This is a genomic window from Bacteroides sp. AF39-16AC, assembly GCF_003602735.1.
GTDB classification, from domain to species: Bacteria; Bacteroidota; Bacteroidia; order Bacteroidales; family Bacteroidaceae; genus Bacteroides; species Bacteroides uniformis.
In genome coordinates this window covers 83,409-100,778 of the sequence record NZ_QTLN01000007.1, presented here as the reverse complement: position 1 = coordinate 100,778, position 17,370 = coordinate 83,409, and the positions used below count along the sequence as shown (strand labels likewise).

The following is a 17,370-nucleotide window of genomic DNA, read 5'->3' as shown; positions in this document are numbered from 1 at the left end:
GCCATAAAAAAGCTTTTTGTGGAAATTTGTTAGGATAGCAATGCCAAAAACTCATCTTCGCTCATAATCTTTACTCCCAGTTTCTGCGCTTTCTCCAGTTTGGCAGGTCCCATATTTTCTCCGGCCAGGATAAAGCTGGTTTTGGAGGAGATACTGCCGACGTTTTTCCCACCGTTCTTTTCAATCATCTCTTTGTATTCGTCCCGTGAGTGGTGGGTGAATACGCCGCTGATGACAATGGACTGGCCCGCCAGTTTGTCGGTGTATCCGCTGAGGTCTTCTTCCGTCCGGTGGAGTTGCAGACCGTTCGATTTCAGCCGTTCCACCAGCTCTCTGTTGGCAGGATTGGAGAAGTAGGTTATAATGCTCTGCGCTATTTTTTCACCGATTTCATCGATGTTTTTCAGCTTTTCGAGGTCTGCGTTTTCCAGTTCTTCGATGTCCGTAAAGGACTTGGCTATCTTCTTGGCAACCGTTTCTCCCACGAAGCGTATGCCCAGTGCAAAGAGCACTCTTTCGAATGGCACTTCTTTACTTGCCGCAATACCGTTGACTATGTTTTCTGCCGATTTTTCGCCCATCCGTTCCAGGTTCTTGATGTCATCGGTTTTGAGCTGGTATAAATCTGCAGTATCCTTTATCAGCCCCAATCGGTAGAACATATCTACTGTTTCAGGTCCCAGTCCGTCTATATTCATGGCTTTGCGGCTGATGAAATGCTCTATTTTCCCTTTAATCTGCGGAGGACAAGCGGTTTCATTGGGGCAATAGTGGGCTGCTTCTCCTTCAAAACGTATCAGTTTGCTGCCGCATTCGGGACAATGGGTGATGAACTTCACTTTTTCACCGATAAGCATACTGCGGGCATCCTTATCGACACCGGTTATTTTGGGGATGATTTCACCGCCTTTTTCCACATACACCATGTCGCCTATATGCAGGTCCAGCCCCTCGATAATATCTGCATTGTGCAGGGAGGCACGTTTCACAATGGTGCCGGACAGTTGTACGGGGTCCAGATTGGCAACCGGAGTGACTGCGCCGGTACGTCCTACTTGGTAGGTAACCCTATTCAAGCGTGTCAGTGCACGTTCTGCCTGGAATTTGTATGCGATGGCCCACCGGGGGGACTTGGCTGTGAATCCCAAATTCTTTTGTTGTCTCAAGCTGTTGACTTTTAGTACAATACCATCAGTAGCTACCGGAAGGTTCTTACGCTCCGTGTCCCAATAATTGATGTATTCGAAGACTTCTTCCAGGCTGTGGGCTTTTCTGGTGTGCTCTGATGTTTTAAATCCCCAGCTGGCGGCGGCTTGCAGATTCTCGTAATGGCCGTCGCAGGGCAATTCCTCTCCCAATAGATAGTAGAGATAAGCATCCAGCTTTCTGGATGCTACGATGGCGGAATTCTGCAACTTCAAGGTACCGGAAGCAGCGTTGCGCGGATTGGCGAAAAGCGGTTCCTCACGTGCTTCCTTTTCCCGGTTCAGTTCTTCGAAAACCACCCAGGGCATCAGGATTTCCCCTCTGATTTCGAATGATTTAGGATAATCCCCATGGAGGACCAGTGGAATCGTTCGGATTGTCTTTACATTGTCCGTCACGTCATCGCCCTTTTCGCCGTCGCCACGGGTGACGGCACGCACCAGTTTGCCATCCTCGTAAGTCAGCGAGATGGAAGTACCGTCATACTTCAGCTCGCAGCAGATTTCAAAATCCTCATTCAACGCTTTCTTTACCCGTTCGTAGAAGTCGGTCACTTCACTTTCGGAATAAGTGTTTCCCAATGAAAGCATGGGATATTTGTGTGCCACTTGTGTGAAGTTCTTATTCAAATCACTTCCTACACGCATCGTGGGCGAATTATCATCTTGGTATTCAGGATGTTCTTTCTCTAAGTCTTGTAGCTCGCGCATCAGGTCGTCAAACTCCTTGTCGGATATTTCAGGAGCATTCAGCACATAATAATTGTAGTTGTGCTGGTGTAATTCCGCACGGAGCTGGTCTATTTTTTCTTTTACAGTCATAGGGTTTTCGGATTGTTTGAACGCAAAAATACGGGTTTCTCCCCGAATATTTGTACTTTTGCAGCTTGAAATAGCTAAAATAAAGTTATATGCGCATTGACATTATCACAGTTTTGCCGGAGATGATTGAGGGATTCTTTAACTGCTCCATTATGAAACGTGCTCAAAATAAAGGGCTTGCAGAGATACATATCCATAATCTTCGTGATTATACGGAAGATAAGTACCGTCGTGTAGACGATTATCCGTTTGGCGGCTTTGCCGGAATGGTCATGAAGATAGAGCCGATAGAGCGGTGTATCAACGCCTTGAAGGCCGAGCGGGATTACGACGAGGTTATCTTTACGACCCCCGATGGTGAGCAGTTCAATCAGCCGATGGCAAATACTCTTTCCCTTGCCCAGAATCTCATCATTCTCTGCGGGCATTTCAAAGGGATAGATTACCGGATTCGCGAGCATCTCATCACCAAGGAAATCAGTATCGGCGACTATGTGTTGACTGGCGGAGAACTGGCGGCGGCTGTCATGGCAGATGCCATCATCCGTATCATTCCGGGAGTGATTTCTGATGAGCAGTCTGCACTTTCAGATTCTTTTCAGGACAATCTGCTGGCCGCACCGGTCTATACACGTCCCGCTGATTACAATGGATGGAAGGTTCCGGATATTTTACTCTCCGGACATGAGGCCAAGATTAAGGAATGGGAGCTGCAACAGTCGTTGGAAAGGACCCGTAGATTGCGTCCGGATTTGTTGGGAGAGTAAGTTTACTGATGTAAATAAAAAGAAAAAGGACATTCGTCAATGAATGTCCTTTTTTATGAATATATATTGCGAATGGCAATCTCTTGTTATTCTTTATACCTCGAGTGCACCGATAATATCCTTTATAGACTGATAACCGTGTCTGTCAAGATAGTCATTTATTCCTTCTACCACTTTCACTGTAACCGCCGGATCAATGAAGTTTGCCGTACCAATCTGGATGGCAGAGGCACCTGCAAGCATGAATTCCACAGCATCTTTCCAGTTCATGATACCTCCCAAGCCTATGACGGGGATTTTTACCGCTTTGGCTACTTGCCATACCATACGTAAGGCAATGGGTTTCACGGCCGCACCGGACATGCCACCGGTTACAGTGGAGAGTATCGGACGCCTGCGTTCCGCGTCTATAGCCATTCCCAGCAGGGTATTGATGAGGGAAACACTGTCTGCACCGCCATTTTCGGCTGCGCGGGCTATTTCAGTGATGTCGGTAACGTTCGGGGAGAGCTTTACGATAAGTGTCTTTTTGTAAACTGAGCGCACGGCTTTCACCACTTCTTCTGCTCCTTTGGCAGTAACACCGAATGCCATTCCTCCTTGCTTCACGTTGGGGCAAGAGATGTTCAATTCTATGGCAGGAATTTTGTCAAGTTCATTAATGATTGCGGCTGTTTCGGCATAGTCTTCGATGGCAGAACCCGAAACATTTACAATCATGTTGGTCTGAATGTCCTTGATGCGGGGATAGATGTGTTCAACAAAGTAATGAACACCCTTATTTTGCAGTCCCACAGCGTTTAACATACCCGAAGGAGTCTCTGCCATGCGCGGATATGGATTGCCTTCACGTTTGTGAAGAGTGGTTCCCTTTACAATAATACCGCCTATTCGCGATAGTTCGATGAAATCGGCGAATTCTTCACCATATCCGAATGTTCCGGATGCAGTCATCACCGGATTATTCATTTGTAATTCACCAATATTTACACTTAAATCTGCCATAATAGTTTGTTTATATTAAAAACCGGACCTTCTTTACATACGCACAAATGACCTTCCGTGGTATTTTCTACACAGCATAGACAAGCGCCTATGCCGCACGCCATCATATTTTCCAAAGATACTTCGCAACTGATGCCTTTACTTTTGGCATACTTTGCTACTGCCATCATCATCGGTTTGGGGCCGCAAGTATATATCTGCTCAAAGCACACCTTATTTAATATGGAGTGTTGTGTTACGTATCCCTTCTCTCCGTGGCTGCCATCTTCGGTGGTGGTATACACCTCGCCATAGGCGGCAAATTGTTCCAATTGAAGCAAATCTTTGTCACTTCTGGCACCCAGCAGGAATGTTGGCTTGCAACCTTTCTTGGCGAGCTGTTCGCCTAAATATAACATAGGAGCTGTACCTACACCTCCGCCTACCAATAAGAGCTTGTCTGAGGGCTTTTCAGGCATTGTGAAGCAGTTTCCCAACGGAAGCACTACATTGATTATATCGCCTGCTTTTGCTTCGCCTAATCGCTTGGTTCCGTCGCCTACAAGTTGGATTAAGAACCAGACCTCGTTCCGTTGTCTATCTACATAATTGATGGAGATGGGGCGGCGCAAAAAAGTGGTAGGTGAGCCGTCCACGCGAATCTCTGCAAATTGTCCCGGAAGCATTTCCGGAAGTGGGGATGGAGAAGTCAGCTTCAACAACACGTAGTTGGCATGCAAGCGGAGGTTCTCTGTCACTGTCAGATCTAAAATATACTTTTTCATATCTATAAAGAGGGATGTTTTTCTTTCGGGTGCAAAGATAGTGTAAACCGAGTGCAGAATAAAATGAACCCATTTCTTTTTTATGCCGGGGCGTTAGTCTATTTCCATTCTCATTCCTTAATTTTCCGGTTTGAAAGTCTCGTAGGTATTGTCATCAAAGAAAATTCTTATTTCTGTGATTTTTCTGGGAGGTCTTTCTTTGTAGATAATCTCTTGTTTTACAATCTCTTTAGGCGATTTTAGGGCTGTCTCTAATGCAATTTCCTTGCGATTTTTAGATTCTTCCGGCCCGTTGGACAGATTTTCCGGATTCTCGGCGAATAAAGGATAGTCGAATCCATCGTTTTCGGGTGAATCTGGATTATTACTCATATTACCTTTTCCGGTAAGCAGCCACTCCAAGTTTATGTCGTTGTATCGTTGATGCAATCGGAGAATGACTTCCGTACTTGGATATTTGTTACGCGGACCCAAGATGTGAGAAATGGTGGCTTGGGCCACGCCGATACTCTCGGCAAAAGCTCCTGCTGTCAGTTTCTCCCGGTCCATAACCATTTTGAACCTGTCTTTTATACTCATGGTTTATGTGTTATTACAATTGTACATGTTATTTATTGGATTACAAAAGTAAAAAAATGACATCACAAAAGCAAATTAAAAATGTAATATTTTAAAGTTTACAAATGAAATGCTGTTATTACAATATTCATCATTACAAATGCTATAATACAAATTACGAGTAAAATAGGTGTTTATCGTAAGTTTAGTAAAATAATATATTTGTCTAGTTATTAGCATATTATATGGTTATTTTTTGATGGTAAATGCTGTATTACATTTGTTTGTCGCTCATTTTATATAATATATAATTTAATAATTTGATTAATCGTCGTATGTAATTGATATATACATATTTATTGCTTACAATTATATGGGTTAACCCCTACTCTATTATTTTTGTAAACCATCAGTTTGCGATATTAAATATTACTTATTACATTTGTGTTTTTCAAGTGTAATATCACATATATTATAGTGCACCCGTCATATAGATATTTATGTAATGTATTAAATTCACAATAGTCAATTATCCTAGTTGTGTATTACAACTATTGTACTCTTGAAAAGTGTAACAGATTTCATATATGACGATTTAAAGCTGAATTGCTCCATCTCTTCTTTTTACTAAAGGAGAAAAGATGTGACATAAATAAGAAAATAAGATGCTTTATTTATTTTCTAGTCTTCAAGACTTAAATCCTTGCTTTATTTCTGTATAATTGGTCGATTCGTTATAAAAACACGATTCTCAGAGCTTATAAATGAACGTAATTTACTGTAAATATGATTATTATCTCCTATTTTACTGTCTATGCTAAGGACCGAAATAGAAAAAAGGGGGATAAATCCCCCTAAAAATGACATAATGATATTAAATCAGTCTGTTTTATGCTTTTCCCCTTTTATGGAAAAGGATGCTGTATGGAAGTTAATGTAGAATCTTAAAGACCAATTCCCGGAGGATATCTCCATCGCTTAGGGAGGAATTTCCTACTCCTTTGGATTTGGCATCTGCATATCGAATTTCTCCGATTATCTGCATGGTCTTTACTCCGCTGTAACGGCGCATGGCACTTAGGTATTCGCGCGACTGCCAGGGAGTCTTTAATCCTATGAAACTGGCAATACCCTGCTCCGTCTTTTCGGGTGCATAATAAGCCAACATCAAGTTGGAGAAGAAGCCGAAAAGTAAAGATAAAGTCATCTGGATAGGGTTTGTTTTCGGATTTTCTTCAAAATATTTTATTATTTTATTGGCCTTTAGTATGTCTTTTTCTACAATGGCACTGCGAAGTTCAAAGTTATTATAATCCTTACTGATTCCGATGTTACGTTCTATCTGTTCGGGGGTGACGCGTGTCTGACCTTTTGGAAGAGTTATAATCAGTTTTTCCAGTTCTCCTGTAAGGCGGCTGAGGTCCGTACCTACGAAATCGGCAAGCATGGAGGTGGCTTTAGGATCCAAGTCTACACCTTTGCGCTTCATGTATGAGGTGATGAATGCCGGTAACTGGGCATCCTTCACCTTCTTGGATTCGAATAGAACTCCCACCTTCTCTATTTCGGCCGCCAGCTTCTTTCTTCTGTCCAGCACCCCATGTTTGTGGCATAGAACAAGAATGGTGGAGTTCAACGGTTTTTGCAGGTAGTATGAAAGCTCCTCCATGTTGCGGATGGCCTGCGCTTCCTTTACGACTACGACCTGGCGTTCGGACATCATCGGATAGCGCTTGGCCGCATTGATGACAGTGGCTATATCGACATCTGCACCATAGACTACGGTCAGGTTGAATTCCTTTTCGGTGTCAGTGAGAACGTTGTCTACAATATAGTCGGAGATGAGGTCTATGTAATACGATTCCTCGCCCATGAGATAGTAGACGGGGCGGTATTGCTTGGCTCTCAACTCTTTTAGAATATCATCACAGGTTGTTTCTTGTTTTGCCATATAATAAAGTAAGTGCTATACGAGGGATGTCCCGTAACGGATTACCAGTCGAACTTCAAGTGTTTTACGGTTTTCTTTTCATCAATAATCATGCGCAAGGATGCGATGCCGATTTCAACATGCTCCTTTACATAATTCTGGGTCACCAGATTGTCGCTTTTATCGGTTTTTACACCTTCCGGAATCATCGGTTGGTCTGAAACCAGCAGAAGAGCTCCCGTGGGAATATGATTGGCAAAACCGCAGCTGAATAGGGTTGCCGTTTCCATATCGACAGCCATGGCACGGGTTTTCTTCAGATATTCTTTGAATTCCTCGTCATGTTCCCAAATGCGGCGGTTGGTGGTGTATACGGTACCGGTCCAGTAGTCACGGGCATAATCGCGGATGGCAGAAGAAACGGCACGTTGCAGCATAAATGCCGGGAGTGACGGGACTTCAGGTGGGAAGTAGTCGTTGGAGGTACCCTCGCCACGGATGGCGGCAATGGGAAGGATGAGGTCCCCTATTCTATTTTTCTTGTCTATACCGCCGCACTTACCCAGAAACAGACATGCCTTGGGCTTGATAGCACTCAGCAAGTCCATGATAATGGCGGCATTAGGACTTCCCATACCAAAATTAATGATGGTCATTCCTTCTGCACTGGCAGATATCATGTTGGCATCTTTACCGAGAATGGGAACATTGAACTTTTCTGCGAAAATCTCTACGTACTTGTTGAAGTTGGTCAACAGAATGTACTCTCCAAAATCCTCCAGGTTACGCTTTGTGTAACGGGGCAGCCAATTGGCTACGATTTCTTCTTTTGTTTTCATAAGATTTCATTAAATTTGTGTTCCCAAAAGACGGGAACCATTATTTAACTTACAAATGTAGTAAATGTTATCGTTAAACCTACCAGCATTCGATGCTAAAATTGCCGCAAGGAACGGAAAAAATGTTATTTTCGATGTAATCCGTCGTCGTTATGTCGCCTTGACCCCTGAAGAATGGGTGCGGCAGCACTTCGTCCACTTTCTTCTTGCTCACAAGGGGTATCCGCAGGCGCTTATGGCAAATGAGGTGCAGGTACAGCTGAACGGTACAAAGAAACGCTGTGATACAGTGCTCTATCGACGCGACCTTACCGCCCGGATGATTGTGGAATACAAGGCGCCTGAAATAGAAATCACCCAAAAGGTTTTCGACCAGATTACCCGCTACAACATGGTGCTGAAAGTGGATTATCTGATTGTCAGCAACGGGCTTCAGCATTATTGTTGCCGCATAGATTACGAGCACAACAGCTATACTTTTCTGCAGGATATACCCGAGTATCAAAACTTATAGGAGGAGCTACCAATAGCCCCCTTGCCTCTCTCATCTCATCGCATCATATACCATGCGTGATATGCGGGCGATGATGTTCGCATTGTCCTCATCCGTCTCGTATGAGTCCATGACGAAGGCGGCAATGTAGTATTTCCGGCCGTCGGGAAGGATAACGAGGCCGGCATCATTATCTGCAGTTTTCATACCGTCGGCATTGCGGTCGGAAGAGCCGGTCTTGTGTCCTACTACGGTTTTGGCTGGCAACATACCTTTCAGTTTGTTGGCACCGGTTTCAGTATCTATCATGGTCTGCCACAAGAAGTCTTTCAGCTCCTTGTTGGAGAACAACTCTTTTTCATCAGCCGTTCTCAGTAGTCGGACCATAGCGGAAGGAGTACTCCAGTTGCGGTATACAGCCTCGAAGCTGGAGTGCATGCCGTCTTCTGTTTCCGAGAGGTTGAAGGAGTCGATACTCAACCGGTGGATATAGTCATTGATATGTTTGATGCCTCCTGCATATTCTATCAAGATGTCGCAGGCATTGTTGTCGCTTTGGGAAATGCTGTATTGCATCAGTTCCCTAAGCGTAATCGTGAAATCCTGGTCGGGAAACTTCTTCCGCAGGGGGCTGTAGGTATTGGGCGGCATTTGGGATGCCTTTATGGAAACAATGCTGTCCAGACTGATGCTTTGCTTATCCATCTTGTCCAGTACGGCCAGTGCCACATGGAATTTGAATACACTGAGCAAGGGGAAGTGTACATGGTCGTTATACCGGAGCATGTCTCCTTTGTCTGTCCATACGGCTATACCAACGGTGGCTTTCTTGCCATTGAGCAGACTGTCAATCCGGTTTTCAAGTTCAGACATTTGCTGCGCCCGGACGACGGTAGCTATACAAGTGAATAAGGTAAGTATGGCGATGAAATATGCTTTCATAACTTCAATTTCTTTAAGAGGCAATTCGCACGCAAAGATACAACTTTTAGCAGCAAGTTGCTAAAATGAGTTATGGATTATGAGCTATAAGTGTGATAGCCTATAACCCATAATCCATAACTTGTAGCTCATCCTCCCTATTGTTTCTTACTGAACTTCTCCTGCAACTTCTGCATCAATTCGTAGAAATTAGGAATATAGACCGTGGCAAGCAAGGTATTCAGTGCCATACCGAACACTACGGCGGCTCCCAGTGCAATACGGCTTCCCGCCCCTGCTCCGGTTGCAAAAAGCAGCGGCATAACCCCGAATACGAATGCAAGCGATGTCATCAGAATAGGTCGCAGGCGGATATGTCCGGCCTGGAATGCCGCATCGCGGATTGAATTGCCTTGTGCACGAAAGTCACGTGCAAACTCCACAATCAGAATACCGTTTTTGGCAGACAAGGCGACAAGCAGAATGATTCCAATTTGTGTGTAGATGCTGACCGGAGTCCCCATGACATAGCATCCCAGCATGGCACCGAGCAGTGCAACCGGAAGTCCCATTACGGCAGCTACCGGACTGGTCCAGCTTTCGTATTGTGCGGCGAGTACAAGGAAGGCAACCAGCAGTGCCATGACGAATACGACAGTCGTCGTGGTTCCCGCCTGCGTCTCCTGATAGGCTACCGAAGTCCATTCATAGCCGAACTCGTCTCCGAGATGCTCTTTGATTAGACTTTCCATTTGCCGGATACCCTCTCCCGAACTACTGCCCGGAGCCACATTGCAGGTCACGGCTGCTGTGGAGTACATGTTATATCTGTTTATCTGGTCCATGCCTAACTGCTCTTCCACCCGGGTGAAGGAAGAGAAAGGTACCATTTCTCCCGATGCATTGGGAACGCTCAATTTCAGAACATCGTCGATGACACGCTGGGCACGGTCGCCCGCCCCCAATTTCACTTGGTAGATGTGTCCGAACTGTACATAGTCGTTGACGTAGGCCTCCCCCATATAGTAACCCAAGGCGGTGAATACACTGTTCAGCGGGATACCCATCAACTGTACCTTGTCGCGGTCTATATTCAAAAAATATTGCGGTACATTGGCTTGGTACTGGCTGCTGACCGATGCCAGTGCCGGATAATTGCGGTAATGCTCCATCAAGGTCTCTACAGCACGCTGCATCTCGGTGGCGCCGAGGTTGTGGCGGTCTTCCAATTGGAGTTGCAGGCCTCCGGTAGCTCCCAGTCCGGGGATGGCAGGCGGGACCATGGCAAATATCTCTGCTTCCTGGATGCCATATACTTCCATATTGAAGCGCTGTACTACGGCTTCAGCCGTATGTTCCTTTCCCTTGCGTTCATTCCAGTTTTTCAGTACGATGAAGTAAGTGGCCGCATTGCTTTGCTCTCCACCTCCCATCACGGAGAAGCCGGATATGCCGATGTAGTCCTTTATTTCGGGGTAAGAATCGAGAATCTTATTTATCTGCTTTCCTACGGCTTGGGTGCGCTCCAGGCTCGATGCAGGGGGAAGCTGTACCACTGCGAGGAAATAGCCGTCATCTTCTTCCGGAACAAATGTGGACGGCCATTTGACAAACAGCAGGACAGCAATCAATGTGAAAACCGCATATGAAACGATGGAAGCGACAGGGCGTTGGAGCAGGTACTCCACTATCCGGTCGTAGACTCCTTGTGTCTTGTCGTACAGATGGTTGAACCCCCGATATAGGGGATTTTTGGAAGGCCGGGTAGGTTGCAGCATCAAGGCACAGAGTGCCGGAGTAAGGGTCAATGAGTTGAATCCGCTAAGTACGGTGCTGGCTGCAATGGTCAAGGCAAACTGTTTATACAGTTGTCCTGATATGCCGCTGACGAGTGTTGTCGGGATAAATACGGCAAGCAGCACCAGCACTACCCCGACAATGGGGCCGGTAATCTCTCCCATCGCTTCGGTCACAGCCTGGCGGGAGGTGTAGCGCCCCGTGTCCAGCAGACGCGTGGAGTTCTCCACCACCACAATGGCATCATCTACCACGATGGCCACGGCAAGTATCAGTCCGAATAGTGTCAGCGTATTGATGGAGAAGCCGAACAAGGACATGACGGCCAGTGTGCCGATGAGTGATACCGGAATAGTGATGCAGGGAATGACGACCGCCCGCCAGTTCTGCAGGAACAGGAAGATGACGAGAACTACCAGCAGGGTTGTTTCAAGGAACGTCACCATCACTTCGTCTATGGAAGCATGAATGACATCCGTAGTGTCCAGGGTTACATTGTATTGTATGCCTGCAGGGAAATTTTGCGAGAGTTCCTGCATTTTTGCCTTTACTCCTTTGGAAACGTCCAGCGAGTTGCTGCCAGGTTGCTGATAGATAGCGATGGCAGCGGTGGGTTTCCCGTCCAGTTGGGATACTACGCTGTAAGAGGCCGAGCCCAGGTCGATATGCGCCACGTCGCGCAGACGGAGTATCTTCCCTCCGGTTTCGGTACGCAGGATAATGTTGCCGAACTCTTCGGGTGAGGTAAGGCGCCCTTTTACGGTCAGGCTGTATTGATAGGCATTTTTATTGTCTGTGCCGATGGGTTGCCCTACGTTACCTGCGCTGACCTCCACATTCTGTGATTGGATAGCTTGGTATACATCGGCCGGCGAAAGATAGCGGATGCGCATGGCGGCAGGGTCGAGCCAGATACGCATGGAGTAGTCCCCTGCTCCCATCACATTGACGGCGCCTACACCGGGCACGCGTGTTAACTGGTCTACGAGATTCAGCTTGGCATAGTTGCTGAGGTAAAGTCCGTCGTAGTCTTTGCTGTCCGACGTCATCGTGAGGAACATCACGATGTTCGATGACTGTTTCTGCACAGTGACGCCTTGCACCACAACGGGAGTAGGCAGTGACGACTGGGCCACGCTTACCCGGTTCTGGACCTGCACGGTAGCCATATCAATGTCTGTGCCTACGGCAAAAGTAATGGTAAGAGAGTAAGCGCCCGATGAGCTGGAGTTGGAGGACATGTAAAGCATTCCGTCCACTCCGTTGACTTGCTGCTCGATGGGGATGCCGACGGTTTGTGCCACCGTCTGCGCATTGGCTCCGGGATATACGGCACTGACCTGCACGGTGGGTGGTGTGATGTCCGGATATTGGGCAATGGGCAGGATGCCCAGTGTGACCAGTCCTGCTACGACGATGAGCAGCGCCAATACGGTAGCAAAGATAGGACGGTCTATGAAGAATTTTGAAAACATAGGCTTTGGTATTAATCAATTCATATTAGTTGTCAATGGGATGTACTTTCATTCCATCCCTTACCTTCATCAGTGCTTTGGTGACGTAGCGCTCCCGGGGAGTGATGCCTGCCCTTATCTGGCGCAGGCTGTCCCCTATCAGTTGTCCGGTTTCTATATGGCGGTAGCGCACTATATTCGAATCGTTGACTACGTATATGTATTTCCCCAACTGGTCGGTACCGATGGAGGCGTCCGGCAGCAGGATGGCCTGCTGTTGCTCTCCGTAGGGCAAGGTGATGCTGACGTAGAGGCCGCTTTTCAACAGTCCTTTAGGGTTGTCGAGACGGGCGCGGATGTTCAAAGTTCCGGTGTTCAAGTCTACGTTGGGCGAAAGATAGTCCAGCTGTGCGGGATAAGTGAGGAGTTCGTCTTTACCCAGGCTGACACTCACTTGCCGGGGGATACTGTCTCCCTGCTGCATCAGCATGGAGAGCCATTGGTTGTCTGCCACATTGAAGTAGGTGTACAAATGGTCGTCTTTGTAGATGGTTGCCAATGTGACGGGCTGCACGCTGCCGCCTACATAGCCTCCGGCATCCACCAGGTTACGGCTTACGGTGCCGTCGAAGGGAGCACGGACGGTGCAGTAGCTCAGATTGGTGCGTGCTGTGTTCAGGGCTGCTTCCGCATTGCTCACTGCAGCCTGCGAAGTTGCCACGTTGGATTGTGCTTGCAGCACTTGTATACGGCTTACAGCATCGCTTTTCATGGCTTCCTGCATACGTGTGTAGTTGTTTTGGGCGTATTCCAGGTTGGCGCGGGCAGTGTTGAGTTCTGCTTCTGCCTGCCGCACATTGTCTTGATAGACTGTCGGTTCGATGACAAAAAGTACTTGTCCCTGGCGTACCCGGCTGCCGGGAGCGTAAGCGATGGTCTGTAAGGTTCCGCTGACTCTGCCTACCAGGTCTACGGTCTTTTCAGAAGTCAGGTAGCCCGGATATTCTTTCGTCAGCGTAATGTTCTGCACTGTCGGACGGGCCACGCTTATCTCGGGAACGGGCATCGTTTGTGCCGTTTCTTTCCTTCCCCCGCATCCCGTTGCCAGCAATGGCAGGATGAGCAGGGTGATGTACATTTGATTTTTCATATACGGTTCGGTTTAGTTTATATTCTTATTTCTGATTCATTTCATATCCACCTCCCAATGCCTGGTATAAGGCTATCAGATGCAGCAAGGAGCTGCCTTGTGCCTGCACCAGCTGATTTTCGTATGTCAGGAGTGAGCGTAGTGCGTCCAGTACGTTCTGGAAGGGAGTAAGTCCTTGTTTGTACAAATCGAGGGAGAGTTTCAGAGTTTCTTCTCCCTGGTTGCATACTTCGCGCATGGCAACAATCTGTTGGATGGAGTTGCGATAGGAGTTCATGGCATTATCCGTTTCCTGCACGGCGGTAAGCACTGTCTGGTTGAACTGGTGAATGGATTCATCGAGCTGGGCACGTGCCAGACGGGTGGCATTCACCAGTTTGGTACCGCTGAATAAGGTCCAGCTGATGCTTGGAGCAATTTCAAACGTCATACTGTTCCGTTTAGTCAAGTCCTTCAAGTCATGGGAGGAATAGCCGATGGAACCTTTTAGGAACACTTGCGGCAGCCAGTCACTTTGAGATGCGCCGAGTGTTGCCGCCTGCGCGTTGACTTGGCGTTCGGCTTGCCGTATATCGGGGCGGCGGAGCAGCAGGTCGGCAGGAACACCGATGCCTATGGGTTCCATATAGTCGGGCAGTTTGCCGGGCTTCTCCAATATGGGGCGGATATGCTGGGGGTAAGTACCGAGTAAGATTGCGAGCGTCGTGATGTATTGGTTGATGCCTGCCTCCAGTTGTGGGATGGAGGCTTTGGTACTGTAATATACGGATTTGGCTTGTGAAACGTCCAGTTTGGACACCAGTCCGGTTTTGTAGCGTACTTCGGTAATGTTAAGTACGGCTGCCTGGGTATGGCAATTGTGGGTCACTACACTTAGCTCTTGCTGCAGTTCGCGGAGTCCGATGTAGGCAGAAGCTATCTGGGCACAGAGGGATACCATGACAGAGGTATATTCCTCCTTGCTTGCCATGAAGGTTTCCCGCTGTGCCTTTACCCGTTGGCGGATACTTCCGAATACGTCCAGCTCCCAACTGGCGTTGAGCGAGGCACTGTATGCACCGGTAATGGATTGTGGAAGTGCGTTGACATTGCCGCTGCTTTGCTGCCGTGCCCATCCTCCGTCCAATGAGATGGAAGGGAAAAAGCTGCCGCGTTCTATCCGCAGGTTGGATTTAGCCATATCCATACGGGCCATGGCAGAAAGTACGGAATAGTTTTGAGTGGAGGCTACCGTAATCAATGAATCCAGCATCGGGTCATCGAAGGCTTTCCACCACTTGTCGTCAATGGGTGGTATCTGTCTGCTGAACAGATTGTCATCTCCGGGAATGGCATGGGAGACATCCTTTCCCCAGCCTTGTGGGAGTGGTTTCTCAAGATAGCGGTTGGCTTTCTGTGCCATAGCCGCAGGACATAGGCATAATATGAGCAACGCGGTGCTCCAAGCTTTTATATTCATAAATAAAGGTTTAGGTGGTTATCTTTTTATGGGATTGATAACAACCTAAACCTTTATTTGTTTATGAGTATTTACTCGGTATACCCGAGTATCTTAGAAGGCATACCCGAAACCCACATTCAAGTAGATGGGATACATGGCAAAGGTAATTGTATTGAAATCTTTCTTGAAAATATCATTCAATCCCCATGTAAGGTCGGCAAATACACTCAGATGTTTGAAGGCACGCCAGTCTACACCAGCTTGCACGCCCCAGGCAAACTTGCGCAAATCATCCGAAAAGTCGTAAGTGGCAATGGCACCGTCGGAGAAGTTGACTTTCTTTCCGGTAGGGTTACCTTCACGCAGATAACCTTCATATACATATCCGGAGAATTCCTCATCCATCAGGTAGGATACATATGCACCTGCTTTGGCTCGCAATCGTGAGTTGATTTTATATGCTCCAAGTACGGGGACAGTAATGTAGGCATTGCGTACTTTGGTTTTTACTCCTCCCGTCCAGTTACCTTTCAAGCGGTTACCGTCATTTCCTATGATTTCCATGCCATAGTTCTTTACTGTCGCTTTGGTAATCATATTTTTGGTTTCCAGTCTTACCCCGGTTATTACTCCCCATTTTTTAGTTTTTCCTAACCACTTGATGGCATTTCCTTCCAGCATAAGAGCTAAAGTAGGATTGTAGGCATCGATACTCCGTATTTCTACGGGCAATGGAAGCGGGGAAGTACCACCGATGCTGACACCGGCCCTTATCTCATATTCCCATCCGTGCAGGGCAGCGTTTATAAGCGTACGATTCTGATTCTCTTGAGCGTATAGGGCGGTTTGCATGTAAACTGCCAATGCGATAAATGCTACTATTTTCTTTATCATGTTGTATTCCAATTCTACAGGGTTCTTATTCGAAAATCAGTTCCACATCATCCACTAAAAGGGTACTTCCGGGCGCACCCTCGAAAGTTGCACCGTTCTTGCTGGATGCAAAAATGATACTTAGTTTATATTTTCCTTTTGCCAGTTTGGTTTCATCTATTTCTTTTCCATATCTCTGATAGTCAAAAGGAATGTCGAAAGCTTCCCAATCATCGGTTTCGTGGGGATTGGATATTAGAGCTAAAGCTACCATACTGGGATGTTCATAGTTCTGGTTTGGCAGATTTCCATCCAATATTACTTCCGTAACTTCTCCTGCTTCGTTGTAACTTTCGCCTTCATAAAAGATTGCATAGATGTTCATCACATCTTTACGGTCGGTGTATCCACCGTTTTCATAAAAACGTTCACCGGCTTTGTACTTGTACCAACCTTTTAGACGTGAGGGCTTATAACAGAAAGGAGTGCCGAAATGTGTGGCTTTCAATGGGCTGGTGAGAGCATTCGTCATATCAAACTCACCGATAAACAAATTTCCAGCAGCTATCGGCATACCTACCATTGCTCCCAGAGAGCCGGTAAGCCGAGTTTCTAATTTGGCACACTTTCCGTTTTTACCATTGTCATATTGTGACGTAGGGTAATTTTCAGTAGCTGATGAACTGGCTGCCCAGTTGAATCCTTCATTTCCACTGGCCCATGTCAGTTCCAATCCGTCTTGTTCTTCATAGAACTCCTGATATTTGTATTTGGGGTTAATTCCATTGATAAGTCGTATGTCTTCAAAATGGAATTCATTTGGGATGTCTGATACCGATTGTTCGCGTACACCGATGGAATATACTCGCTGCCAAGCCTTGTTCTCAGAAGTTACGGTATACTTTACCCTTTTTCCGTCAGAGAAATCGTGTTCACTACCACTTTCCGGACTAATGGTAGCGCCCGGCGTCAACTCAAACAGGGGGGATAGTTTGTTTAAAGGAGTGCCCTCTTTTACTTTTACTAATATGGGGTAGGCCTGCAGATTATCATTGTAAGACGGATTTAAATTGAAACGAGCGCTTGCCAGTACATCTTCTTCAAAAGAGATGCCTGTTATATCAGCTTCAGCATTGGGTGCTTCATCTTTTATGCACGATGCCATCAATATTCCGAAAAGTGAATAGAGTATGAATAATTTGTTTAGTCTCATGCTTTTTAATTTAATTCTATTAATTTTTCAAGCAACAAAACTACTTCTTTTTTCTCTAATAGCAGGTTTTTATGAGCTTATTTAACAAAAAAACGGCAATAGGTGCTTTACTATTGCCGTTTTATATATAGAAAATGT

Annotated in this window: 14 protein-coding genes; 2 read left to right on the top strand and 12 right to left on the bottom strand. The window is 46.5% G+C overall.

Translation table 11 applies throughout. From position 1 onward, the window contains the following. Positions 1 to 29: 29 nt before the first annotated feature. Positions 30 to 2,027: an NAD-dependent DNA ligase LigA gene (ligA, locus tag DW039_RS08370; RefSeq protein ID WP_057281047.1), complete on the bottom strand. Its 1,998-nt coding sequence runs from the start codon at positions 2,025 to 2,027 to the stop codon at positions 30 to 32. Between the two features lie 89 nt (positions 2,028 to 2,116). Here ligA and trmD point away from each other — a divergent pair, with 89 nt between their 5' ends. Beyond that, positions 2,117 to 2,794, top strand: a complete 678-nt coding sequence (gene trmD, locus DW039_RS08365; protein WP_005827773.1) for a tRNA (guanosine(37)-N1)-methyltransferase TrmD — start codon at positions 2,117 to 2,119, stop codon at positions 2,792 to 2,794. Positions 2,795 to 2,887: 93 nt separating this feature from the next. Here the strand turns inward: trmD and DW039_RS08360 are convergent, their stop codons facing one another. The 5 genes from DW039_RS08360 to DW039_RS08340 form a co-directional block, all read right to left on the bottom strand. Next, a complete protein-coding gene (locus DW039_RS08360; RefSeq protein WP_009038379.1) occupies positions 2,888 to 3,799 on the bottom strand; it encodes a dihydroorotate dehydrogenase in 912 nt (303 codons plus the stop codon). After that, positions 3,787 to 4,563 (bottom strand): dihydroorotate dehydrogenase electron transfer subunit, encoded by a 777-nt coding sequence (locus tag DW039_RS08355; RefSeq protein WP_005827777.1) that lies wholly within the window; start codon positions 4,561 to 4,563, stop codon positions 3,787 to 3,789. Before DW039_RS08355 ends, DW039_RS08360 begins: the two co-directional genes overlap by 13 nt. Positions 4,564 to 4,680: 117 nt before the next feature. Continuing rightward, positions 4,681 to 5,142 carry a helix-turn-helix domain-containing protein gene (locus DW039_RS08350; protein WP_005827779.1) on the bottom strand — a complete coding sequence of 154 codons (462 nt, stop codon included), beginning with the start codon at positions 5,140 to 5,142 and terminating at the stop codon, positions 4,681 to 4,683. Between the two features lie 910 nt (positions 5,143 to 6,052). After that, complete coding sequence (holA, locus tag DW039_RS08345; RefSeq protein ID WP_005837183.1) at positions 6,053 to 7,072, bottom strand: DNA polymerase III subunit delta; 1,020 nt, start codon at positions 7,070 to 7,072, stop codon at positions 6,053 to 6,055. A gap of 41 nt (positions 7,073 to 7,113) precedes the next feature. Continuing rightward, positions 7,114 to 7,890 (bottom strand): AMP nucleosidase, encoded by a 777-nt coding sequence (locus DW039_RS08340; protein WP_005827785.1) that lies wholly within the window; start codon positions 7,888 to 7,890, stop codon positions 7,114 to 7,116. 64 nt (positions 7,891 to 7,954) lie between these two features. Here DW039_RS08340 and DW039_RS08335 point away from each other — a divergent pair, with 64 nt between their 5' ends. Further along, positions 7,955 to 8,404 carry a type I restriction enzyme HsdR N-terminal domain-containing protein gene (locus DW039_RS08335; protein WP_005827787.1) on the top strand — a complete coding sequence of 150 codons (450 nt, stop codon included), beginning with the start codon at positions 7,955 to 7,957 and terminating at the stop codon, positions 8,402 to 8,404. Between the two features lie 30 nt (positions 8,405 to 8,434). Here the strand turns inward: DW039_RS08335 and DW039_RS08330 are convergent, their stop codons facing one another. The 6 genes from DW039_RS08330 to DW039_RS08305 all read right to left on the bottom strand — a co-directional run bounded on the left by DW039_RS08330 (position 8,435) and on the right by DW039_RS08305 (position 17,232). After that, positions 8,435 to 9,325, bottom strand: a complete 891-nt coding sequence (locus DW039_RS08330) for a CblA family class A beta-lactamase (protein WP_005827792.1) — start codon at positions 9,323 to 9,325, stop codon at positions 8,435 to 8,437. A gap of 137 nt (positions 9,326 to 9,462) precedes the next feature. Next, entirely contained in the window at positions 9,463 to 12,576 is a 3,114-nt protein-coding gene (locus DW039_RS08325; protein WP_005827794.1) for an efflux RND transporter permease subunit, read from the bottom strand. A 25-nt stretch (positions 12,577 to 12,601) separates the two neighbouring features. Next, positions 12,602 to 13,705 carry an efflux RND transporter periplasmic adaptor subunit gene (locus DW039_RS08320; protein WP_005827796.1) on the bottom strand — a complete coding sequence of 368 codons (1,104 nt, stop codon included), beginning with the start codon at positions 13,703 to 13,705 and terminating at the stop codon, positions 12,602 to 12,604. A 25-nt stretch (positions 13,706 to 13,730) separates the two neighbouring features. Then, positions 13,731 to 15,164 (bottom strand): efflux transporter outer membrane subunit, encoded by a 1,434-nt coding sequence (locus tag DW039_RS08315; protein ID WP_117887844.1) that lies wholly within the window; start codon positions 15,162 to 15,164, stop codon positions 13,731 to 13,733. 93 nt (positions 15,165 to 15,257) lie between these two features. Then, positions 15,258 to 16,040 carry a porin family protein gene (locus DW039_RS08310; RefSeq protein WP_005827800.1) on the bottom strand — a complete coding sequence of 261 codons (783 nt, stop codon included), beginning with the start codon at positions 16,038 to 16,040 and terminating at the stop codon, positions 15,258 to 15,260. Between the two features lie 25 nt (positions 16,041 to 16,065). Continuing rightward, a complete protein-coding gene (locus DW039_RS08305; protein WP_005827802.1) occupies positions 16,066 to 17,232 on the bottom strand; it encodes a PCMD domain-containing protein in 1,167 nt (388 codons plus the stop codon). Positions 17,233 to 17,370: the final 138 nt, after the last annotated feature.